Raw genomic sequence first — 21,052 nt, forward strand, 5'->3', positions numbered from 1 at the left:
TCGGACGATCAAGGTTCGATGCCGTTCAGCCCAGCGAAAGCTGATCCAGCCGACGGACATCGCGTGACCCTCTAAATGTGATACTCTCGCGCTGCCCATGATTGACGTATCGATTACAGCCACTCGGCCTGCTGCAACCATCCACCGTGGCATATCGGCTGCCAGCGCGAACGTGCCCGATTACGGATGGTGGATCGGCGGGGGCATGATCCTGAGCATGGCCGCGCTTGCGGTCATGATGCATGTCGCGGGCCTGGTGATCGATCCGTCGGATGCGGACAATCTGCCATTCTACGTCAGTGGCGTCGTCCTGCTGGCGCTACGCTTCGGTCTGCGCGATCGACCATGGCGCTATGCCCGTGCGGTCGCGGACTGCGCGGAATATTACGGCGTCTTCACCGTCCTCGCGCTGATGGGCGCGGTTGCCAGCTACCCGATCGCGGCATTGACGCACGGCTTCCACGATGCCGCGCTGCAACGCATCGACGCGCTGCTCCGGTTCGACTGGCTCGCCTGGTACCGGCTGGTCGCCGCGACGCCCCTCCTGCAAGCGCTCGGCCTGGCGGCGTATCGGAGCATCTACCTGACGCCCGCGATCCTGTTCGCGACCTTCGCCTTCACCGGCGACCGGGTGGCGGCCCACCGCTTTCTCGCAACGTTCTGGCTGACGGCGGTGGGGACACTGATCCTGTATACGTTCATGCCCGCGGTCGGCCCGTTCTCGTACCTCTGGCATGGCCCGATCGTCTACATGCCGGAGAGCGAGCTGTGGCAGCCGGGGCTCATTCCCGCGCTTCGGTCGCACAGCGAACGCATCGTCGATCTCGGGCATCTGCGCGGCATCGTGTCGGCGCCGAGCTTTCATGCCGCTGCGGCGACGATCTATATCCAGGCGGCATGGCGCCTGCCACGGCTGCGCTGGCCGGTACTTGCGGTGAATACGGCGATGCTGCTCTCCACCCCGGTCGAGGGGACGCATTACCTGATCGACATCATTCTGGGCACGGCAGTCGCGCTGGCAGCGATCGCGGCGCTTCACCGGATCATGCCGCGCACCACCGGACCGCAGGCCGACACGGCAATCGGCATCACCGGCGTTGCCGCGACGCACCTCCCCCGCTAGTTCACGCAGCATGAAACTGATCATCGGCAACAAGGCCTATTCCTCCTGGTCGCTGCGCGGCTGGCTCGCGTGCAAGCAGTCCGGGCTCCCGTTCGAGGAGGTCGTCGTGCCGATGTACGACGCCGATTGGGAAAAACGTCGCTCGGGCGACGAGTTCGCGCCATCGTCGGGCAAGGTACCGATCCTGTGGGACGACGACGCGGTGGTATGGGACAGCCTGGCGATCGTCGACTACCTCGCCGACAAGGTCGGACGAGACCGCTTCTGGCCCGAGGACAATGCCGCACGCGCGATGGCGCGGTCGATGGCGGCGGAGATGCATTCGAGCTTCGCCGCGCTGCGTCGCAAGCACAGCATGAACGTGCGCCAGGTCTTCCCGGCGCGCACGCCCGACGACGACGTGCTCGTCGAATTGCAGCGGGTCATGGAGATCTGGGCGCAGGCCCGCGCACGGTTCGGTGGCGGCGGCGATTTCCTGTTCGGCCAGTTCGGCGCGGCAGACATCATGTTCGCGCCGCTCGTCACGCGGATCGTGACGTACCAGTTGCCGATCGCGCGGTTTGCCGCCGGGTACATGCAGGCGATGTTCGAACATCCCTTCATGCAGGACTGGATCGCCGCCGCGCAGGAAGAGGAATGGGTCCTCGAACAGTTCGAGCAGCCGGTACCGACGCCTGCATGAACGGACCTATCGACCCGGTCGCGCTGACCCAGGCGTTGCTCCGCGCGGATAGCGTCACGCCCGCGCACGGTGCGGTGTTCGATGTCCTGGAGGCGGCGCTCGTCCCGCTCGGCTTCGCGGTCGACCGGTTCACGGTCGGCGAAGCGCCCGACGGCCCGGTGGAGAATCTGCTCGCCGTGCGCGGCGATGGACCGCGGCATCTCGCGTTCGCCGGCCATGTCGACGTCGTTCCCGCCGGCGAAGGCTGGACCGGCTCGCCCTGGTCCGGCGACGTCCGGGACGGATTGTTGTACGGTCGCGGCGCGGTCGACATGAAGGGTGCAGTCGCGGCCTTCGTCGCAGCCGCCAGTCGTAGCGATGCCCGGCGCGACGGAGGCACGCTCTCGCTCATCGTCACCGGCGACGAGGAAGGACCCGCCACCTACGGCACCGTCGCGTTGATGGAGCGGATGGCGACACGCGGGATCGTGCCCGACCTGTGCCTGGTCGGCGAGCCGACCTCGACCGCGCGGCTCGGCGACATGGTCAAGATCGGGCGGCGTGGATCGGTCAACATCTGGATCGAGGTGGCGGGACGTCAGGGGCATGTCGCCTACCCGCACCTCGCCGACAACCCGATACCGCGGCTGATCGCGATCCTCGCGGAGATCGAGGCGGTCGTGCTCGACGAGGGTACCGACTGGTTCCAGCCGTCGAATATCGAGGTCACCGACATCACCGTCGGCAATCCCGCGCACAACGTCATCCCCGCGAAAGCGTCGGCGCGCCTCAGCATCCGGTTCAACGATCGCCACCGCGGGGCGGACCTGATCGAGCGTATCCGCGCGATCGCCGAACGCCATGCGCCGGCCGTCGCGGTGACGGGCAAGGTTTCGGGCGAAGCGTTTCTCACCCCGCCGGGCGATTTCTCGGCGCTGCTCTCGGACGCCATCTCGGGCAGGACCGGGATCGTCCCGGAATTGTCGACGACCGGGGGAACCTCCGACGCACGCTTCCTGTCGAAGCTGTGCCCGGTCGTCGAGTTCGGCCTGATCAACGCGACCATGCACAAGGTCGACGAAGCGGTTGCGGTCGAGGATCTGCTAACGCTGACGGATATCTACGCGGATGTGATCGCTCGGGCGCTGAAGTAAGAACAACGCTGCAAAACGTCGTCCTTCCGGCAAAAAGCCCTGCACCCCCCCAAACTTCCCGTCACCCCTGGGATGATGGGGAAGGTGAGGAAAGAGCCATCGGTCCTCGTTCGACTGCTCCGTTCTCGCTTCTTGCTAGTCCGGTGACCGCTCCTGTCCCGGTTCCCTCCTCCGATTTCCGCCCCAACTCCGATCCCAGTTTCTTATTCTGGTTCCGGTCTCTCCGTTTTCCTCCCGCTCGTGCCGAGAAGAGGCGGAGTAGCCGCTAAGGGGTATCGAGGGCCCCTCTCGAGGTACGGGTTGCCAGCGTCACCCAGCCATCGAAACCTAGTCCCGGCCGCGGCGCAGGACGATGTACAACGCGCCCTGCCCACCGTGCCGTGGATGCGCGCCACGGACCGCGGCGATGGAGTCGGCATGACGCGAGCCCGCCAACCAGTCCGCCACCGCCGATCGGATCGCACCTCGCGCGTGTGGACGCTCGCTCTCGGGCCGCGGCGGCTTGCCGGTCACCAGCAGCAGTACGCGATCCCCTCGCGCGATCGCCCGGCCGAGGCCAACATCGAGCAACGCATGAGCCGACGCCAGCGTATGGCCGTGCAGGTCAATGGAACTGTCCGGGAACACCGCCCCGCGCACCAGCTTTTTGTCCCAGCCGCCGTCGAGCGTGTTGGCCGTGATCGGTTTGACGACCGGTCGCGCAACGACCGGCTTGGCGCCCGCGCGCACCGCGTACGGCGTGACGATCGTGCGGACGAGCGGCTTCACCCGCCCCATCGGCGCAGGTGGCGCCGGTACGACCTTGCCGTTGGGCCCGATCAGCGGCTTCGGCGGCGGTGGCAACGGCGGCGCGCGGTCCGGAACACGGACGGCGACCACGCGCATGGGACGAACGCTCGCCATCACCCGCGCCCATAGCTGCGCCTCGTCAGGGTTGAGGGGTCGGCCCGCCATCTTGCGCCCCATTCGCTGGACCGTTGAAACGCTGGCCGTTGAGCCGCTGGACCGTGCCGATCGGCAGCAACAGGAACGCACTGCCCCGCCCGGCCATGCCGCCCGCGGTCGACTCCGCCGCCGGGCCAGCGCCCCAGAACGTATCGAACCGGTTGCTGCCCTTGATCGCGCCGCCGGTATCCTGCGCGACCCACAAGCCGCTCGCATCCTGGCGGTCGAGCGACAGGAAGACCGGCGCACCAAGCGGTACGAACTTGACGTCGGCGGCTGCACTGACCTGACCGGTGACCGGCAAGCCGAGTGCCCCCAGCGGTGCCCCCTCCAGTTCGCGGAAGAACACGAAGCTCTTGTTCTCGCGCATGATCGCCTGTCCCTCGGCGGGATGCGCGTGGAGCCACGCGACGATCCCCTGCATCGAGGTCTGGCCTGGCTGGAGCAACCCGCGCGACTTCATCAGCGCGCCGATGCCGGTATAGTCGCGGCCGTTCTGCGTCGCATAGCCGATCCGGAGGATCTCGCCGTCGGGCAGCCGCAGCCGCCCCGAGCCCTGGATCTGAAGGAAGAACAACTCGACCGGATCGCGCGCCCAGGCCAGAATCGGCGCCCGCCCCGTGATCGCGCCCTGCTCAATGGCGGTCCGATCGTAATACGGCACTAGGTTGCTGCGATCGACCCGACCGCGGACCTTCTTGCCCTTCAAACTTGTCGAGAATGCGCCGAGGTCGACATCGATCAGGTCGTTCGGCCGTCCGTAGATCGGCGCATACCCATCGCGGCGCTCGAGCGACCCTGCGATCTCGGGCTCGTAATAGCCGGTAGCGAACGCCTTTCCGTCGCCAACCTGCACTGCTTCGAACCATTGGGAAAAGAAATTACGAGCACTACCGCGGGGAACGGACGTGGCAGCGGTACAAGCCGGCTGCCAATCGGCGCCGCGCGTGAGGCCGGACGCGTCGGAGCGTCGCATCAACGACGGGCAACTCGTCATGAACGCCGACAACGCCGATTGCGCCTGCGTCTCGTCGATCGGCAGGCTCGCGATCGTCGGACCGACAGCGACTCCGGCGGCAGCGGCATTGATGGGTGCCAACGGCGCGACGACCGGCACCGGCAAAAGTGGTACTGCGCCGACAATCCGGGCCGGCATCTGGATGCCGCGAATATTCGGGGATGCGCCGGTATCGCGGGAGGGATGTACACGCACCGGTTCACGCGACGGCTCGCGTTCGGTCGTGCCGCCGCGATCAACCGGCGCCGGCCCCGAGCGCGGCGGCTCCACCCCACCGACACATGCGCTCAACAACAGCGACAGACCTAATCCACCGAGCGCCGCTTTTCCGAAGCGCGCCCCCCCGACGTGCATCGTCACGCCTCGTCGGTATCCGCAAGCTTCCAGTTCGGATCGTTGCTTTTCAACGTCCGTGCGAAGGTCCAGACGTCATGGGTCTCGACCGCGTCCGTCAGCGAGCCTGCAAGGACATTGCCCTCACCGTCACGCGTGACCGCAGCGATGTCCGCATCGAACCGTACCGTAATCCGGGCATCGCGCCCGGACACGCCGGCATCGGAGATCATCGCACGTTCGATCGAGACGAGACGGTTGTCGAGCACTTCGCCAGCCTCGATCCGGGCCGCGATAGCGTCCGCGAACGCCGCACGAACATCGTCCTCCGCGAGATACCCGAGCTGCTCCTCGTCGCCCTTCCAGAACGCCTCCAACACCATCCGATACGCTGCCTGCGCACCTTCGAGGAACTGGCTGACGTCGAACCCGGGTTCGGCCGCGACGATCGAACGCAAGCCGGCCTCGGCTCGCAGTTCGATGTTGCGGCTGGCGATCTCGCGTGGCTCCGGCGCCGCATCGACCGTTCGCGGAACGGCGGCGAGCGCGGGACGGTCCTCGGCCGCACGCGGCAAGGGCTGTTCATGGCCCGTCCGCTTGCCGAGCACGCTGTAGAGTCGCATCGCCAAGAAGCCTGCAACCATCGCGAGAAGAACTACGTAAAACAACCGTGCCTCCGATCTTCGGGCTAACATAGGCCAAAGCTGTGCTTATTCAAACCCGCGCCCGTTGAAACGCTTGGTCGGCACTGCTACTCGCAGCGTCCTGACCGATATGAACGCGCAGGCGTGCCACTTCGGTCCCAATCTCACGCTTCTTCGCAAGGACACGACGAATGGACGATCAGGACAACGGCGTCACCACGCCCGACCAGGCTTTCGCAAACGGCGAGGACACGATCCCCGCGGCCGGGCTGATCTCGCAATACGTCAAGGACCTGTCGTTCGAGAATCCGAACGCCCCCGCCGTCTACCAGAACCAGACCCCGCCGGCGATCGACGTGCAGTTCAACATCGGCGCTGCGCAGGTCGGCGACGAAGTACACGAGGTCGTGCTGAAGATCGACGTCCGCGCCGAGAGCGAAGGCCAGGTCGCGTTCATCGTCGATCTTTCGTACGCGGGCCTGTTCGGGCTGCGCAACATCCCGGCCGAGCATGTCCAGCCGTTCCTGCTGGGCGAGGCGCCGCGCCTGCTGTTCCCGTTCGCCCGCCGCGTGCTGTCGGATGCCGTACGTGACGGTGGCTTTCCGCCGCTGCTGCTTGAGCCGATCGATTTCTCGCAGCTGTACCTCCAGCAGTCCGAGCAGCAGGGCATCCAGCCCAACGTCGGCGATTTCGGCCAGGCCTGAACGAACCGGGGGCGGAGCGCGCATAAATGAACCTTACCAAGGCGCTGGGATCGGTCGGCGGGCTGACGCTCGCCAGCCGCGTCCTGGGCCTCGTGCGCGACTCGCTGTTCGCGCGGTTCGTCGGCGCCGGGTTCGCGTCCGACGCGTTCCTGATCGCGTTCCGCCTCCCCAACATGTTCCGCGCGTTGTTCGCGGAGGGGGCGTTCTCCGCGGCGTTCATCCCGATGTTCAATCGGAAGGTCGGCGACAAGGACGGGCGCGGGCTGCCCGACGGGATCGCGTTCGCCGAGGACGCGCTGTCGGTGCTGCTGCCGACGCTGATCCTGATGACCGTGATCTTCGAACTCGCGGCGTGGCCGATGACGTGGCTGCTCACCTTCGGGTTCAACGGCGCGAGCGCAGAGCGGTTCGACTATGTCGTCCACCTGTCGCGGATCACCCTGCCCTATCTGCTGCTGATCAGCCTCGTGTCGCTGCTCGGCGGCATCCTCAATTCGCTGCACAAGTTCTGGATCAATGCGGCGGCCCCGATCCTGCTGAACGCGACGTTGATCGCGGCGCTGCTGCTGTTCCACGAGCATCAGCCTCTGCTGACCGCGCGCAACCAGGCGATCGCAGTCACGGTATCGGGCGCGTTACAGCTTCTGTGGCTGATCTGGGCGTGCCGCGCGTCGGGCGTGAAGCTTCGCCTCAAGCGCCCGCAGCTCAATCCCGACGTTAAAAAACTCATGGCGCTGATCTGGCCCGCTGCCGCTGGCGCGGGTGCGGTCCAGATCAATCTCGTCGTCTCGACCGCGCTCGCCGCCGCCTTGCTGCCGGCAGGATCGGTCTCGTACATCTATTTCGCGGACCGGCTGAACCAGCTCCCGCTCGGGCTGATCGGAATCGGTCTCGGCACCGTCCTGCTGCCGACGATCTCGCGCCAGCTCGGTCGCGGCGAGGATGCCGAGGCGATGGCGACGCAGAACCGCGGCATGGAACTGGCGCTGTTCCTGACCCTCCCCGCAACAGTCGCGCTGATCGTCTGCGGGGTGCCGATCGTCGGCGCGCTGTTCCAGCACGGCAAGTTCGCGCTCGACGATAGCGTGTTGACCGCGCAGGCGCTCGCCGCCTTCTCGATCGGGCTGCCGTCGTATATTCTCGTGAAGGTGCTGACGCCGGGCTATTACGCGCGTTCGGACACGCGCACGCCGGTCCGCTATGCGACGATGTCGATGGTCGTGAACCTCGTCCTCAACCTGGCCTTTATCAAGCCGCTCGGGCACATGGGTCCGCCACTCGCCACCGCGATCGCCAGCACGGTGAACGTCGCGATGCTGTACCGTACGCTCGTCCGGCGCGGACATTTCACGCCCGACGCGCGGCTCCGGAGGCGGACGTGGCGGCTGCTCGTCGCCGCGCTGATCATGGGCGTGGTGATGTATTTCCTGAACGACCTGTTCCAGCCGTTCGTGACCGGCACCAGCATACAGCGCTGGGGAGCGATGCTGGTGCTGGTGACGACCGGCGGGGTCGTCTATGCGATCGCGACATTGCTCACCGGCGCGTTCCGGCTGGGCGACATCTCCACGCTATTGCGTCGTTCCAGATAGGTTTTCCCATGCACGCCCCTGTTCAACGGGTTGTTTCCGGCATCCAGCCAACCGGCAATCTCCACCTCGGCAATTACCTCGGCGCGATCCGGCAGTGGACCGCGTTGCAGGACGGCATGGCGGCGGGCGACGAATGCCTGTTCTTCCTCGCCGATCTCCATGCGCTGACCGTCGCGATCGATCCGAAGGTGCTCGCCGGCAATACCGTCGAGATGGCGGCGGTGCTGATCGCGTCCGGGATCGATCCGGACCGGTCGATCCTGTTCAACCAGGCGCGCGTCACCGCGCACAGCGAACTCGCCTGGATCCTGAACGGCACGGCGCGCGTCGGCTGGCTGAACCGGATGACGCAGTGGAAGGACAAGGCGGGCAAGAACCGCGAGGGTGCCAGTGTCGGGCTGTTCGCCTATCCGGTGCTGCAGGCGGCCGACGTGCTGCTCTACAACGCGACGCACGTGCCCGTCGGCGAGGACCAGAAACAGCATCTCGAGCTCGCGCGCGACATCGCGACGAAGTTCAACGGCGATTTCGGCGTCGACCTGTTCACGCTGCCCGCGCCGCTCGTCAGCAAGGCCGCGCCGCGGATCATGTCGCTCCGGGACGGATCGGCCAAGATGTCGAAATCGGACCCTTCGGACGCCTCGCGGATCAACCTGATCGACGGCGACGACGTGATCGTCCAGAAACTCAAAAAGGCGAAGAGCGACGCCGAGCTGCTGCCCGAGACGGCCGACGGCCTGGCCGACCGTCCCGAGGCACGGAACCTGGTGACGATCTACGCGGCGCTAGCCGACAGTTCGACCGACGCCGTGCTCGGCGAGTTCGCCGGCAAGGGGTTCGGTGCGTTCAAGCCGGCACTGGCCGATCTCGCGGTCGCGACGCTAGGACCGATCCGCGACCGGATGCTGAGGCTGCTGGACGATCGGGTCGCGGTCGCGCGGACGCTCGAGCGCGGCGCGGAGCGGGCGCGGGCGCTCGCAGCCCCGACGCTTCACGCGGCACAAATGGCGGTCGGCCTTCAGGTCTGAGGCGGTAGAGGCACCGGCGCCGGCAGCGGCAGCGGCACCGGGCGACCGCAATGCCAGCGCCGCATCAGCGCCCGGCCATTGGTCAGGTGCCGTTCGTATTTCCCCGCATCGCCGCCGAACATGATCCCCAGGGGTCGCGCCTGGACCTGATCGAACACCATGACGCTGCCGGTCGTACACAGTCGGTGCAGATCGGCCAGGGACACATAGCTCATGTCGAGCAGGATCGGCTGCGCGATCGGCCCGTCCAGCCGAGCAAGATCCTCGATGAAGGCACCGCCTCGCCCGTCGATCAGCACCACGTCCGCGTCCGCACCGCGCAACAGCCGATAGGCTGTCGCATAAGGGTGAAGGAACCGGTGCGACAGCGTCAGCGCCAGCGGCGCGGTGAACACGATCGCGAACCCGCACGCCGCCCACAGGAGCACGGCCGGTATCGATCGGCCACGCTGCGTCGACAGCCGGACCCAGCCACCCGCCGCCAACAGGCAGAAGCACGGGATCACGCCGTGCAGATAGCGATAGCCATAGCCCAGCCCCTGATACAGCATCAGCAGCAGCCCGATCATGCACGACACCGCGAACGCGACCGCGATCGTCGGCTTCCCCTCGTCGTCCTGCAGCCCGCGTGCGCCGACGAACGCGAGCGGTAGCAGCAGGATGTTCTGCCACGCCGCGAACCGCGCGAGATTGCTGATCGGCTGGAGATCGCCGATCCGGTCGGCCGCCCGCCTGATCTGCAGGTAGAACGGGATCTCGGGACCGGCGACGAACGGCAACGGCCCGAATGCCAGCGCGAGCAGGTACCGGGAATAGACCTGGTCCCAGAACACCAGATAACCGAAGCACGCGCCCGCATACAGCAGCGCCGTGCGTCGCCGTCCGCTCGCCAGGTCCCAGACGATGAAGCCCGAGACGAACAGGATGTGGAACTGGATCTGGTGGAGTCCGCTCGCCAGCAGTCCGATGGCGATCGCGACGACATGCCCCATCAGGTCTCGGCGCAGATAGAAGACGAGCCACAATGCGTTCAGCGCGAAATGCGCGGTCATCGCAAACGGCGTCATCGCGGTCGCGACGACCTGCGTCGACGTCAGCGCCAGCACGACGGCAACGGTTGCCGCGTCGCGCCGGTCCGGCCAGATCTTCCGCGCCGACGTCCATAGCGCGGCGCACCCGATCACCAGCAGGATCGGCCCCGCGAGAAACCGGTCCCCGAGCAAGCCGGCACCGGCCCGCAACAGCGAATTGCCCGGCAGATACCCCGGCATCCAAATCCCGTTCGCAGCCCACCCACCGGTCCACGGCATCATCGCCTCGGCCAGCGAGTTCAGTCCTCGTGGCACCGCGCGCGCCATTTCTCCGCGCTGGAACGTCTCGGCTGCGAACTCGGCGATCGCCTCGTCCCGCGACAGCGCGTAATGCTCCATGACGACGAACGACCCGGCATAGGCCAGCACCGCGATCAGCAGCGTCGCACCGGCCAGATGCCATGGCCCGAGGGCAAGCGGTCGGTCGCCGACATCGAACCGCGACAGGACGCACAGCATGAGCCCGCCTGCGCCGAGCAGCCAGAAATCCTGGTGGAAGAAATAATACTCGATCAGCGTGCCCGGAACCGAGCGCGGGATCGTGAACGCCGCCAGCGCGCACAATAGCAATGCCGCGATCCCCGAGCGCAACAACAAGGTCGCGACCGGGTCTGCGTCGGACCTGCCTGGGATCGATACTGCCATGACGGTCGGTATCGGCGCGCGTCGTTAAGATCGCGTTAGCCAAGTACCGTCGGCTTAGCCTTCCAGCTCGCGCATCAGCACGCGGACAGCCGCATCGATATCGCGATCCGAGTCGCGCAGCTCCTCGATCTTCCGCACCGCGTGAATCACCGTCGAGTGATCGCGACCGCCGAACTTGCGCCCGATCTCGGGAAGCGAACGTGTCGTCAGCCGCTTGGCCAGGTACATCGCGATCTGGCGGGGCCGTGCCACCGCCCGCGCGCGTCGTGCCGAAATCAGGTCGAGCGGCTTCAGCTCGAAATGCGCGGACACCAGCTTCTGGATCTCGTCGATCGTCACGCGCTTCTGAGCGCCGCGAAGAACTTCGCCGAGCGTCGCGACCGCGAAGTCGAGATCGATCGTGTCGCCGGTCAGCTGCGCATACGCGACGACGCGGTTGAGCGCGCCTTCCAGCTCGCGGATGTTCGCGTGAATGCGCGCGGCAAGCAGGTCGAGTACATCGGTCGGTACGCGCATGTCGGGCAGGTCGACCAGCTTCCGGTCGAGGATCGTCCGGCGCAGCGTCAGGTCGGGCGCCTTGATGTCCGCCACGAGGCCGACCGACATCCGGCTGACGATCCGCGCCTCGACGCCTTCGAGCGCCTGCGGGCAGCGATCGGCGGAGATTACCAGCCGCTTGCCCGCCGCCATGATCTCGTTGACGGTGTGGAAGAATTCTTCCTGCGTCGCGTCCTTGCCGGCGATGAACTGGAGGTCGTCGATGAGCAGCAGGTCGGCCCCGCGCAGACGCTGCTTGAACGCATGCGTGTCGCGCGCGCGCATCGACGCGACGAAGTCGTACATGAACCGCTCGGCGGACATGCACAGCACGATGGCGTGCGGGTTATGCTCGAGGAACGCGTGGCCGATCGCGTGCATGAGGTGGGTCTTGCCCTGCCCCGTACCGCTGTGGAGGAACAGCGGGCTGAAGCGAACCGGCCCCGGCTCGGCAAGCACCTTGGCCGCGTTGAACGCGACCTTGTTGGACGGATCGACGACAAATCGCGCGAACGTATAGCGTGGATCGAGCGGCGGACGTTCAGCGGGCACGCCGACCGGCGCCGAGGCGACAACGGGCGCCGGCGCGGGCTTCAGCGACGGATCGACACCGAACTTCATCGACGCCTGCACCGGCTCGGCGACCGGCTTAGGGGCGGGCATGGCCTCGACCGGCAGCGGATCTGCAACGGGCTTGGGAGCGACGGCGTCAGCCACCGGCTCGATCGCCAGCACGACGGGTGCGCGGCCCGGTGTCCGGGTCTCGATCTGGACGGTGCGGATGTTGGGCAGGATCTGCTTGAATTCGAGCACGAGTCGGTCGGCGTAGTGATTGCGGACCCAGTTGGTCATGAATGCCGACGGCAGCGCGAGACGGATCGTGTCGCGGTCCTCGCCGGGAATCAGTTCGATCGGCTTCAGCCACTGTTCGAACAGCCGCGCACCGGCCGACTCGCGCAAGGCTGCACGAACGCGGGCCCAGGCCTTTTCGGCCTCGCTCGCATGCGTCACAGATCCTTGCCACTTCGTCACGCGCACACTTCTCCGACCCCGCGAGATTGCTCGCGCGGGTGATATAGCCCCGACAGAAAATGGTCCCCCTGACGACCCCAAGGGTCATCCGGCATCTTCGCCCTGTTTGTTGATGCAGCGGTGGAAACCACCGTCGCTGTGAGCCCCGTTATGAAGCGATCGGCGATCCGAGCAAGGCCCCGAGGCGTCACATTTTCGAAATAAAGCGGGTTGACTTGATCAAGCCGCGGAAATGCGTCGATATTTTTATAAGTCGCTGTCTTTACGCATTTTTTGCTATTTCTGCTGTTGCGTGACTTGACTTCGCGCCACTCGAATCGCGGGGAATCCGTGGGTTACGCACCGCCGCACTTGGTTCCCTTCGCAGACGCAAAAAACCCGCCGGGAAGGTCCCGGCGGGTGATCCGCTTCGCCAATGATCTGGCAATGATCGGTCGCTTAGGCGAGCCCGGTCACGGCCTTGGTCAGACGCGCGAACTTGCGGCTCGCGGTGTTCTTGTGCAGCACGCCCTTGGCGACGCCACGCTGCAGTTCAGGCTGTGCGGCCGCGAGTGCGGTGGTCGCTGCGCCCTTGTCGCCCGATGCCAGTGCGGCCTCGACCTTCTTGATGAAGGTACGGATACGGCCGACGCGGTTGCCGTTCACTTCCGCGCGACGGTCGTTACGACGGATACGCTTTTTCGCCTGCGGCGTGTTCGCCATGAAGCCCTCTGGATGTTCGAATGAATAAAAAGGGGCGCCGGATTGCTCCTACGCCCTCTCGAAGCCGCGGCCCTACCCACTTTGCTCCAGCGCGTCAACCGAAAGGCTCAGCCGCGTTGGCACTTCGCACACCAGAAGGTCGAGCGCCCGCCCTCGGTACGCCGTTTGACGACGGCACCGCATTCGCACGCCTCCCCTTCACGCCCATAGACGCGCCATTGTTTAGAGAAATAGCCGAGTTCGCCGTCCGGCCGGACGTAGTCCCGGAGCGAAGACCCGCCCGCCAGGATCGCAGCCGTCAGCACCGTCCGAATCGCCTCGACGAGTCGCTCGAGTCGAAACAGCGAGATCCGCCCCGCCGCACGTGACGGCGCGATCTTCGCCATGTGCAGCGCCTCGCACACATAGATGTTGCCGAGCCCCGCGACGATTCGCTGGTCGAGCAGCATCGCCTTGATCGACGCCCCCCGCCCTTCGAGCGCCTCCAGCAGATAGGCCGCGGTCAGGTCGGGCCCGAGCGGCTCCGGCCCCATGCTGAGGAATGGCGGGTAATTCGCGATGTCGTCGGTCGCCCACAGATCGAGAAAACCGAATCGCCGCGGATCGTTGAGCGCGACCGTCCGCCCCGCCGCGGTGCCGATCAGCAGATGATCGTGCGTCAGCAATTCGCTCGGATCGACTCGCCAACGCCCCGACATGCCGAGATGGAAGACGAGCGTATCGCCGCGATCGGTATCGATCAGCCCGTATTTGGCGCGGCGGCCCAGATGCGTCACGGTCGCCCCGGTCATCCGCTGGCGCAGGTCGACCGGGATCGCTTTGCGCAGGTCGGCGCGGCGCGGCTCGACCGAGGTCAGGCGCTGGCCCTTCAGCACGGGCTCAAGCCCACGCACGGTGGTTTCGACTTCTGGTAATTCTGGCACGGGTTGCAGCTAGGTTGCGTTTGCTCGCGCCACAAGGCGCGGCTAGAGCGCAGGATATGAACGACTTGATCGCGCCCGCGCCCGCACTCACGCCCGATACCGTCTCCTTCGGCTACGAAGACATCCCCGCCACCGAGAAGACCGCCCGCGTCGGCGGCGTCTTCTCGAACGTCGCCGGGAAATACGACCTGATGAACGATGCGATGTCGGGCGGCATGCACCGCCTGTGGAAGGACCGCTTCGTCCGCCGCGTAAAGCCGCGCGAAGGCGAGCAGATCCTCGACATGGCCGGCGGCACGGGCGACATCGCCTTCCGCATGGAGCCGTCGGGCGCGTCGATCACGGTTGCCGACATCAACCCGCAGATGCTCGAAGTCGGCATGCAGCGCGCGCAGAAGCGCGGCATCGACGGCCTCGTCTGGACCGAAGCCAATGCGGAAACGCTGACCTTCCCCGACAAGTTCTTCGACGCGTACACGATCGCGTTCGGCATCCGTAACGTGACCGATATCCCGAAGGCTCTCCGCGAGGCGCACCGTGTGTTGCGGCGTGGCGGACGCTTCTACTGCCTCGAATTCTCGACCACCGTGTGGCCCGGGTTCGCTGAGGTGTACGACGCCTATTCGCACAAGATGGTCCCGAAGCTCGGCCAACTGCTCGCACAGGACGCCGACAGCTACCGCTACCTGATCGAGTCGATCCGTCGCTTCCCCGACATGCCCAAGTTCAAGGGCATGATCGCGGACGCGGGCTTCGTGCAGACGAAGGTCGAACCGTTGCTGGGCGGACTGGTAGCAATCCACAGCGGGTGGAAGATCTAGTGATCACGCGAAGTCGCGAAGACGCGAAGATTTGTTCACGCGGAGACGCGGAGACGCGGAGAGTAAGTAGGCGCGAAGGCGCCGGGTCTTTTGCGCGACAGCGCTATGCTACCTCTTCGCTGACGGTGAAAAGCCGCATTCGCGGCGTAGCGCCATACCTCCGCGCCCCCGCGCCTCTGCGCGAACCACTTCTTCTTTCTCTCCGCGGCTCCGCGTCTCCGCGTGAACCACTCTATCTTCGCGCCTTCGCGCCTTCGCGTGAACAAAACTCTTCTCAACGCGCCCTCGCCCAGTGACCGCGTCCACAACCCACGTCTGGCGCCTCCTGAAATGGGGCCGCATACTCGCTCGCCACGGCGCACTGCGCGGGATCGAGCGCGATCCGAACACCCCCGCCCCCGTCCGCCGCCTCGCACGCATCGCCAGGTTCGGCGCGCGCGTGCCCGCGGTGCCACGCTATGCGGATGCGTTCCAGGCGATCGGTCCCGCCGCGATCAAGCTCGGGCAGACGCTCGCCACGCGGCCGGATCTCGTCGGCGAGGACGCCGCGCATGACCTGCTAAGGTTGCAGGACCAGCTCTCCCCCGTCCCCTACGCGACTATCGAGGCGGCGATGCTGGCGAGCTTCGGCAAGCCGCTGGAAACGTTGTTCTCGCGGATCGAGCCGATCCCGGTCGGTGCCGCATCGATCGCGCAGGTCCACCGCGCCGTCACGACCGACGGCCGCCACGTCGCGGTCAAGGTCCTCCGCCCCGGCGTCGAGGACGATTTCGCGCGCGCGATCGATACCTACAGCTGGGCCGCAGCGCAACTCGAGGCGCTCAGCCCCGAGGCAATGCGTCTACGTCCGCGCCTGACGATTGAGACGTTCAAGCGCTGGACCCTGCGCGAACTCAACTTCCGGCGCGAGGCCGCGTCGGCGTCCGAACTCGCGGAGGGCATGACCGCCGAGCCCGATTTTGTCATTCCCGCGATCGACTGGGCACGATCGACCGCCAAGGTCATGACGATCGAGTGGATCGACGGCATCAAGCTGTCCGACCGACCCGCGCTCGTCGCCGCCGGCTACGACCTCCCAGCGCTCGCACAGACGTTGGTCCGCGCGTTCCTCCGCCAGGCGATTGCCGACGGGTTCTTCCACGCCGACATGCACCAGGGAAACCTGTTCGCGCTCCCCGGCAACAAGATCGCCGCGATCGACTTCGGCATCATGGGTCGGATCGACCGCCGCGCGCGCGTCTGGCTCGCCGAGATCCTCTACGGGCTGATAACCGGCAATTATAAGCGCGTCGCTGAGATCCATTTCGAGGCAGGCTACGTCCCCGCGCACCACGACGTCGCGGAGTTCGCCACCGCGCTCAGGGCCGTCGGCGAGCCGATGCGCGGGTTGCCGGTCAAGGACATGTCGATCGGCATGATGCTCGACAGCCTGTTCTCGATCACGCGCGATTTCGACATGGTGACGCAGCCGCATCTGCTGCTGCTCCAGAAGACGATGGTGATGGTCGAGGGCGTCGCGACCAGCCTCAACCCCGACATCAACCTATGGGAAGCCGCCGAGCCGTTCGTCCGCGACTGGATCCGCGGCGAGCTTGGGCCGGAGGCGATGATCGCCGATCGCCTGATCGAGGATTTCCGCACGCTGACCCGGCTCCCGGAGCTGGTCCGCCGGATCGAGGCGCATTACCCCGCCCCCGGTGGCGCACCCCCGACGATGCCGTTGCGCGAGATCGAGGTCATACGAATCGGTGGCGGCTGGCGCTACGGCCTCGTCGCGGTGCTCGCTGCCGCGGCCGGGGTCGCGGCGACGCTGCTTTTTGGATGACGGCATGACGACGCGCCGCGCCGCGCCGATATGGACGACCGGCGCGACCCGGTTCGCAGGCATGCCGAGAACGCATGCCCGGATCGGGCTCGCACTGTTGCTGATCTTCCTGGCGGCCTGCCTCAGCGCGGTCACGTCGCCGGGCCCTCGCCCGAGCGGTGCATCCGGGTCCGTCACCGCTCCGGCGGCATCGGATCCGCCGCCCCCCGGCCAGACCGACCTGCTATTATACCAGACGGTCGTCGCCGGCATCAGGGGCGGCTCGCCCTATTACGCGGTCGTCGCCGGCATCAGGGGCGGCTCGCCCTATTACGCGGTCGTCGCCGAAACGCACCGCATGGGGCATTATCCGCTCAAGCCATTCTTCACGGTCCGCCTGCCGACCCTGGCGGTCGTCGAGGCAGCATTGCCGCCGATGGTGCTGAACCTGCTCCTGTTGCTCTTGTGCGTCGGGACGATACTGGCGTGGGTCGCGCGGGTCCGTCCGGAAATGACCGGCCTCGTGCCACTCGCCGTGGCGGGCCTGCTCGTCCTTGCCGGCCTTTATGTGAACCTCGACCCCGGCTTCGTGGTGTTCCATGAGATCTGGGCAGGCCCGCTGATCGCGTTGTCGCTCGCGGTACGCCGTCCCGGCCGCTGGCTGCCCGCGGTCGCGTTCGGACTGTCGGCGATGCTGATCCGCGAGACCGCGTTGCTGTACGTCGCGATCATGGCGGTGTTCGCGTGGCTCGATGGCGAGCGCCGCGAGACGTTCGGCTGGCTCGGCGCGATCGCGATCTTCGCCGTGGTCCTTGCCGCCCACGCGCACGCGGTCTCGCTGGTCAGCGGCCCGCTCGACCGCGTGTCGCAAGGCTGGAGCGGGCTCGAAGGGTTCGGGTTCTACGTCCGGCTCGCAACCATCTCGTCGGGGCTCGACATCCTGCCGCAATGGCTCGCCTCGCTGGTCCTTGGCATGGCGCTGTTCGGCTGGCTCGCGTGGCGCGATGCGGTCGCGACGCGTGCGCTGGTCGTGTTCGCCGCCTATGCCGCGTTGATCTCGCTGTTTGCCAGGAGCGACAATTTCTACTGGGCGCTGATGACCACGCCGGTGCTGCTCGTCGGGCTGGTGTTCGCGGTCGACGGCCTGCGCGACATGATTGCCGCCGCGCGCGATACCCGGCGCATTACGGTGACACGCGTTATCCGCTAGAGTTGCGAGCATGAAACGCATCCTCCTGATCGTCGGTGGCGGGATCGCCGCCTACAAGGCCGCCGAACTGATCCGCCTGTTCAAGACGCGCGGATACGCGGTGCGCTGCGTGATGACCGAGGCGGCGCATCACTTCGTCACGCCCATGACGCTCGCCGCCCTCAGCGAGGACAAGGTCTACACCACGCTCTGGGACCTCAAGGACGAGGCCGAGATGGGCCATATCCAGCTCAGCCGCGAGGCGGACCTGATCGTCGTCGCGCCCGCCACCGCGGACCTGATGGCGCGGATGACGGCAGGCCTCGCGAATGACCTCGCGACGACGCTGCTGCTCGCGACGGACAAGCCCGTTCTGGTGGCCCCGGCGATGAACGTCCGGATGTGGACCCACGCCGCGACCCTGCGCAACGTGGCGCAATTACGCGCCGACGGCGTGACGGTGATGACGCCCGACGAGGGTATCATGGCGTGCGGCGAATACGGCCCCGGCCGCTTGCCCGAGCCGCCCGCGATCGTCGCCGCGATCGAGGCGATGCTCGCCCCGACCCCGCCGAAGCGCCTGGCGGGGCGCCATGTCCTCGTCACCGCCGGACCGACGCACGAGCCGATCGACCCGGTGCGCTACATCGCCAACCGTTCTTCGGGCAAACAAGGCTTCGCGATCGCCGCAGCACTGGCGCGGCTCGGTGCGCGCGTGACGCTGGTCGCGGGCCCCGTAAGCTTGCCGACGCCGCCCGCGGTCGACCGGATCGACGTCGAGACCGCACGCGAGATGGCGGACGCGGTCGACCGCGCGCTGCCCGCCGATGCCGCCGTCATGGTCGCCGCCGTCGCCGATTGGCACGTCGAATCCGTTCCGCAGAAAATCAAGAAGGGCGACGCCACGCCGACGCTGACGCTCGCGGAAAATCCCGATATCCTCGCGACCTTGGCGCGCAGCCCGCGCCGCCCCCGCCTCCTGATCGGGTTCGCCGCCGAAACCGAGCACGTGATCAAACATGCCGTCGCAAAGCGCGTGCGCAAGACCGCGGACTGGATCGTCGCCAACGACGTATCGGGCGACGTGATGGGCGGCGCGGACAACAGCGTCCACCTCGTCACCGAAGCCGGCGTCGAGAGCTGGGAGCGTCTTCCCAAGGATGCGGTCGCCGCACGACTGGCGGACCGCATCGCCGATGCGCTAGAAGCCGCGTCATGATCCGTATAGAACTGAAGCGCCTGCCGCACGGCAAAGGCCTGCCGTTGCCCGGCTACGCGACCGAGGGGGCCGCCGGAATGGACGTCGTCTCCGCAGAGGCACTGACGCTCGCCCCCGGCGAACGCGCCGCGGTCGCGACCGGCTTTGCGATCGCCATTCCCGCCGGCCACGAGGTCCAGGTCCGTCCGCGCTCCGGCCTCGCGCTGAAGCACGGCGTCACCTGCCTGAACACGCCCGGCACGATCGACAGCGACTATCGCGGCGAAGTGAAGGTGATTCTCGCCAATCTCGGCTCGGCGCCGTTCGCGATCGCGCGCGGCGACCGGATCGCGCAGCTCGTGCCCGCCATTGTCCTCCGCGCGACGCTCGACGAAGTCGTGACGCTCGACGACACCTCGCGCGGTGCAGGCGGGTTCGGATCGACCGGGCGATGATCGGCCCCTTCCTCGCGCTTCTCCAGGTCGTCGCCCTTCCCGGTTCGGCCGTACCGCCCCCCCCTGCACCGACGTATCCAACCATGCCATCCGGCGGGGCGGCCTCGACGAGCGTGCCGCTCCCGCCGCAGGATTGGAGCACCCTGCCGGTTCTGCGGATCCGTCAACGTTCGACGACGCTCGCCAACACGTCGGCCTATGTCCATGCCGAGGTCGTGGCGGGACGGTGCACGAAGGCCAGCCGGACGGCGCAGGGGTGGACGCTGAGCGTCGACCTTGCCGTGTTGATGACCTCCGAAGGCCGCGTGCGACGGATCACGCCGCGCGCGATCGATTGCCCGACGGTCGAGCAATATGCGGCCGGCGTCATCCTTGGCGCGCGCGATGCGATCGACGTGATCGATACGGATACCGACACTTGGTATCGCACCAGCCTGACGTTCGCCTGGGGCGCATGATCCTCTCCGACGACGAACTCACCCGGTATGCGCGGCATATCGTCCTCAAGGAATTCGGCGGCAGCGGGCAGGCGCGACTGAAGGCGGCGACCGTGGTGATCGTCGGGGCCGGCGGCATCGGCTCGCCTGCGATCCAGTATCTCGGCGCAGCGGGCGTCGGGCGACTGATCCTGGTCGACGACGACAGCGTCGAGCCGTCCAACCTGCAACGACAGACGATCTTCACGACCGCGGACACCGGCGTTGCCAAGGTGGACGCGGCAGCGGGGGCGGTACGCCGGATCAACCCGCATGTCGCCGTCGAGACTCATTGCCTGCGGATCGATCGGGCAAACGTCGCGAGCCTGTTGGCCGGGGCCGACGTCGTCCTCGACGGCTGCGATAATTTCGCGACTCGCTTCTGCGTCGCCGATGCCGCGTACGCGCTTGGCATTCCACTGGTTTCAGCGGCGGTCGGCCAGTTCGAAGGGCAGCTGGCAACCTATCGCGGCTGGGAAGCGGACAAGCCCTGTTATCGCTGTTTCGTCGGCGAGGATCCCGAGCGTGCCGAGACCAGCTGTGCCGAGGATGGTGTACTTGGCCCCGTCACCGGCGTCGTCGGCAGCCTCGCCGCGCTTGAGGTGCTTCGCGCGATTGCCCCCTTCGGCGACGATCCGGCCGGCAAATTGCTGTTGATCGATCTACTAGCGCTCCGCTTCCGTTCGATCCGCCTGCCGAAAGATCCTGGTTGCAGTGCGTGCGGAAAAAGAGAGCCTACGCTGTAAGTTAGCCTACGAAGTGCGCTAAGCTGCGGCATCGCTTCGGCAAATAACTACTATGGCAGTGTTCATAGTGCATAGTAGTTCTTTTGCATCGCGGTATTTCGCGGTAATGCTGCGTGCAAGGGGGACTGCACGCGTGTCCAATAGGTCTATGAACGTAGAGGACAAGCTAATCGATCGGTCGGCAAGATCCGTCGGTGAGAAGAGGATCGTCCGGACTTGGCGGCCGAGCGC

At 66.6% G+C, this 21,052-nt stretch carries 20 protein-coding genes; 13 read left to right on the forward strand and 7 right to left on the reverse strand.

Features of this window, described 5'->3' with window-relative positions:
• The first annotated feature begins 205 nt into the window (after nt 1–205).
• The 3 genes from BM244_RS13575 to dapE are packed head-to-tail and all read left to right on the forward strand — an operon-like array spanning nt 206 to nt 2,938.
• Nucleotides 206–1,123, forward strand: coding sequence for a phosphatase PAP2 family protein (locus BM244_RS13575; RefSeq protein ID WP_254784440.1), 918 nt, complete (start codon nt 206–208; stop codon nt 1,121–1,123).
• A gap of 10 nt (nt 1,124–1,133) precedes the next feature.
• On the forward strand, nt 1,134–1,805 hold the full coding sequence (locus BM244_RS13580) for a glutathione S-transferase (protein ID WP_093399434.1): 672 nt from the start codon (nt 1,134–1,136) through the stop codon (nt 1,803–1,805).
• A complete protein-coding gene (gene dapE, locus BM244_RS13585) occupies nt 1,802–2,938 on the forward strand; it encodes a succinyl-diaminopimelate desuccinylase (RefSeq protein ID WP_093399435.1) in 1,137 nt (378 codons plus the stop codon). The genes BM244_RS13580 and dapE overlap by 4 nt, the downstream gene beginning before the upstream one ends.
• A gap of 327 nt (nt 2,939–3,265) precedes the next feature.
• Here dapE and BM244_RS13590 read toward each other — a convergent pair whose 3' ends face one another.
• Genes BM244_RS13590 through BM244_RS13600 form a run of 3 tightly spaced genes read right to left on the reverse strand, consistent with a single transcriptional unit; the run spans nt 3,266 to nt 5,902 of the window.
• A complete protein-coding gene (locus BM244_RS13590) occupies nt 3,266–3,892 on the reverse strand; it encodes a Smr/MutS family protein (protein ID WP_093399585.1) in 627 nt (208 codons plus the stop codon).
• Nucleotides 3,867–5,255, reverse strand: coding sequence for a murein transglycosylase A (locus tag BM244_RS13595; RefSeq protein WP_093399586.1), 1,389 nt, complete (start codon nt 5,253–5,255; stop codon nt 3,867–3,869). The genes BM244_RS13590 and BM244_RS13595 overlap by 26 nt, the downstream gene beginning before the upstream one ends.
• Before the next feature lie 2 nt (nt 5,256–5,257).
• A complete protein-coding gene (locus BM244_RS13600) occupies nt 5,258–5,902 on the reverse strand; it encodes a Tim44/TimA family putative adaptor protein (protein WP_139226937.1) in 645 nt (214 codons plus the stop codon).
• A 167-nt stretch (nt 5,903–6,069) separates the two neighbouring features.
• Between BM244_RS13600 and secB the strand changes: the two genes are divergently transcribed.
• The 3 genes from secB to trpS are packed head-to-tail and all read left to right on the forward strand — an operon-like array spanning nt 6,070 to nt 9,202.
• On the forward strand, nt 6,070–6,582 hold the full coding sequence (gene secB, locus BM244_RS13605) for a protein-export chaperone SecB (RefSeq protein ID WP_093399437.1): 513 nt from the start codon (nt 6,070–6,072) through the stop codon (nt 6,580–6,582).
• A gap of 26 nt (nt 6,583–6,608) precedes the next feature.
• Nucleotides 6,609–8,174, forward strand: coding sequence for a murein biosynthesis integral membrane protein MurJ (gene murJ / locus BM244_RS13610; protein WP_093399438.1), 1,566 nt, complete (start codon nt 6,609–6,611; stop codon nt 8,172–8,174).
• Between the two features lie 8 nt (nt 8,175–8,182).
• The gene (trpS, locus tag BM244_RS13615; protein ID WP_093399439.1) at nt 8,183–9,202 is read left to right on the forward strand and encodes a tryptophan--tRNA ligase; all 1,020 of its coding nucleotides are present in this window, start codon (nt 8,183–8,185) and stop codon (nt 9,200–9,202) included.
• Here trpS and BM244_RS13620 read toward each other — a convergent pair.
• The 4 genes from BM244_RS13620 to mutM all read right to left on the reverse strand — a co-directional run bounded on the left by BM244_RS13620 (nt 9,193) and on the right by mutM (nt 14,132).
• Complete coding sequence (locus BM244_RS13620) at nt 9,193–10,938, reverse strand: hypothetical protein (protein ID WP_093399440.1); 1,746 nt, start codon at nt 10,936–10,938, stop codon at nt 9,193–9,195. The two genes, trpS and BM244_RS13620, sit on opposite strands and share 10 nt — an antisense overlap.
• Before the next feature lie 54 nt (nt 10,939–10,992).
• Nucleotides 10,993–12,507, reverse strand: coding sequence for a chromosomal replication initiator protein DnaA (gene dnaA, locus BM244_RS13625; RefSeq protein WP_093399587.1), 1,515 nt, complete (start codon nt 12,505–12,507; stop codon nt 10,993–10,995).
• A gap of 438 nt (nt 12,508–12,945) precedes the next feature.
• The gene (gene rpsT, locus BM244_RS13630) at nt 12,946–13,209 is read right to left on the reverse strand and encodes a 30S ribosomal protein S20 (RefSeq protein WP_031394736.1); all 264 of its coding nucleotides are present in this window, start codon (nt 13,207–13,209) and stop codon (nt 12,946–12,948) included.
• 107 nt (nt 13,210–13,316) lie between these two features.
• Nucleotides 13,317–14,132, reverse strand: a complete 816-nt coding sequence (gene mutM / locus BM244_RS13635; protein WP_093399441.1) for a bifunctional DNA-formamidopyrimidine glycosylase/DNA-(apurinic or apyrimidinic site) lyase — start codon at nt 14,130–14,132, stop codon at nt 13,317–13,319.
• Nucleotides 14,133–14,188: 56 nt separating this feature from the next.
• On the opposite strand from mutM, the gene BM244_RS13640 reads away from it, so the two are divergent.
• The 7 genes from BM244_RS13640 (at nt 14,189) to BM244_RS13670 (ending at nt 20,821) form a co-directional block, all read left to right on the forward strand.
• Nucleotides 14,189–14,953, forward strand: coding sequence for a class I SAM-dependent methyltransferase (locus tag BM244_RS13640; protein WP_056051226.1), 765 nt, complete (start codon nt 14,189–14,191; stop codon nt 14,951–14,953).
• A gap of 292 nt (nt 14,954–15,245) precedes the next feature.
• Nucleotides 15,246–16,778: a 2-polyprenylphenol 6-hydroxylase gene (ubiB, locus tag BM244_RS13645; protein WP_093399442.1), complete on the forward strand. Its 1,533-nt coding sequence runs from the start codon at nt 15,246–15,248 to the stop codon at nt 16,776–16,778.
• Nucleotides 16,779–16,782: 4 nt separating this feature from the next.
• Complete coding sequence (locus tag BM244_RS13650) at nt 16,783–17,967, forward strand: glycosyltransferase family protein (RefSeq protein ID WP_093399443.1); 1,185 nt, start codon at nt 16,783–16,785, stop codon at nt 17,965–17,967.
• Between the two features lie 10 nt (nt 17,968–17,977).
• Nucleotides 17,978–19,165: a bifunctional phosphopantothenoylcysteine decarboxylase/phosphopantothenate--cysteine ligase CoaBC gene (gene coaBC, locus BM244_RS13655; protein ID WP_093399444.1), complete on the forward strand. Its 1,188-nt coding sequence runs from the start codon at nt 17,978–17,980 to the stop codon at nt 19,163–19,165.
• Nucleotides 19,162–19,599 carry a dUTP diphosphatase gene (gene dut, locus BM244_RS13660; protein WP_093399445.1) on the forward strand — a complete coding sequence of 146 codons (438 nt, stop codon included), beginning with the start codon at nt 19,162–19,164 and terminating at the stop codon, nt 19,597–19,599. The genes coaBC and dut overlap by 4 nt, the downstream gene beginning before the upstream one ends.
• Complete coding sequence (locus BM244_RS13665; protein WP_093399446.1) at nt 19,596–20,057, forward strand: hypothetical protein; 462 nt, start codon at nt 19,596–19,598, stop codon at nt 20,055–20,057. Before dut ends, BM244_RS13665 begins: the two co-directional genes overlap by 4 nt.
• Entirely contained in the window at nt 20,054–20,821 is a 768-nt protein-coding gene (locus tag BM244_RS13670; protein WP_093399447.1) for a HesA/MoeB/ThiF family protein, read from the forward strand. The genes BM244_RS13665 and BM244_RS13670 overlap by 4 nt, the downstream gene beginning before the upstream one ends.
• Nucleotides 20,822–21,052: the final 231 nt, after the last annotated feature.

The organism is Sphingomonas sp. OK281 (assembly GCF_900115295.1).
Classification (GTDB): Bacteria; Pseudomonadota; Alphaproteobacteria; order Sphingomonadales; family Sphingomonadaceae; genus Sphingomonas.

Excerpts from the sequence above, each read along its gene's own strand:
- murJ (WP_093399438.1), top strand. The coding sequence starts at position 6,609 with ATGAACCTTACCAAGGCGCTGGGATCGGTCGGCGGGCTGACGCTCGCC.
- secB (WP_093399437.1), top strand. The coding sequence starts at position 6,070 with ATGGACGATCAGGACAACGGCGTCACCACGCCCGACCAGGCTTTCGCA.
- BM244_RS13590 (WP_093399585.1), bottom strand. The coding sequence starts at position 3,892 with ATGGCGGGCCGACCCCTCAACCCTGACGAGGCGCAGCTATGGGCGCGG.
- trpS (WP_093399439.1), top strand. The coding sequence starts at position 8,183 with ATGCACGCCCCTGTTCAACGGGTTGTTTCCGGCATCCAGCCAACCGGC.
- BM244_RS13580 (WP_093399434.1), top strand. The coding sequence starts at position 1,134 with ATGAAACTGATCATCGGCAACAAGGCCTATTCCTCCTGGTCGCTGCGC.
- BM244_RS13595 (WP_093399586.1), bottom strand. The coding sequence starts at position 5,255 with ATGCACGTCGGGGGGGCGCGCTTCGGAAAAGCGGCGCTCGGTGGATTA.
- dut (WP_093399445.1), top strand. The coding sequence starts at position 19,162 with ATGATCCGTATAGAACTGAAGCGCCTGCCGCACGGCAAAGGCCTGCCG.
- BM244_RS13575 (WP_254784440.1), top strand. The coding sequence starts at position 206 with ATGATCCTGAGCATGGCCGCGCTTGCGGTCATGATGCATGTCGCGGGC.
- BM244_RS13650 (WP_093399443.1), top strand. The coding sequence starts at position 16,783 with ATGACGACGCGCCGCGCCGCGCCGATATGGACGACCGGCGCGACCCGG.
- BM244_RS13620 (WP_093399440.1), bottom strand. The coding sequence starts at position 10,938 with ATGGCAGTATCGATCCCAGGCAGGTCCGACGCAGACCCGGTCGCGACC.
- BM244_RS13640 (WP_056051226.1), top strand. The coding sequence starts at position 14,189 with ATGAACGACTTGATCGCGCCCGCGCCCGCACTCACGCCCGATACCGTC.
- dapE (WP_093399435.1), top strand. The coding sequence starts at position 1,802 with ATGAACGGACCTATCGACCCGGTCGCGCTGACCCAGGCGTTGCTCCGC.
- BM244_RS13665 (WP_093399446.1), top strand. The coding sequence starts at position 19,596 with ATGATCGGCCCCTTCCTCGCGCTTCTCCAGGTCGTCGCCCTTCCCGGT.
- BM244_RS13670 (WP_093399447.1), top strand. The coding sequence starts at position 20,054 with ATGATCCTCTCCGACGACGAACTCACCCGGTATGCGCGGCATATCGTC.
- coaBC (WP_093399444.1), top strand. The coding sequence starts at position 17,978 with ATGAAACGCATCCTCCTGATCGTCGGTGGCGGGATCGCCGCCTACAAG.
- rpsT (WP_031394736.1), bottom strand. The coding sequence starts at position 13,209 with ATGGCGAACACGCCGCAGGCGAAAAAGCGTATCCGTCGTAACGACCGT.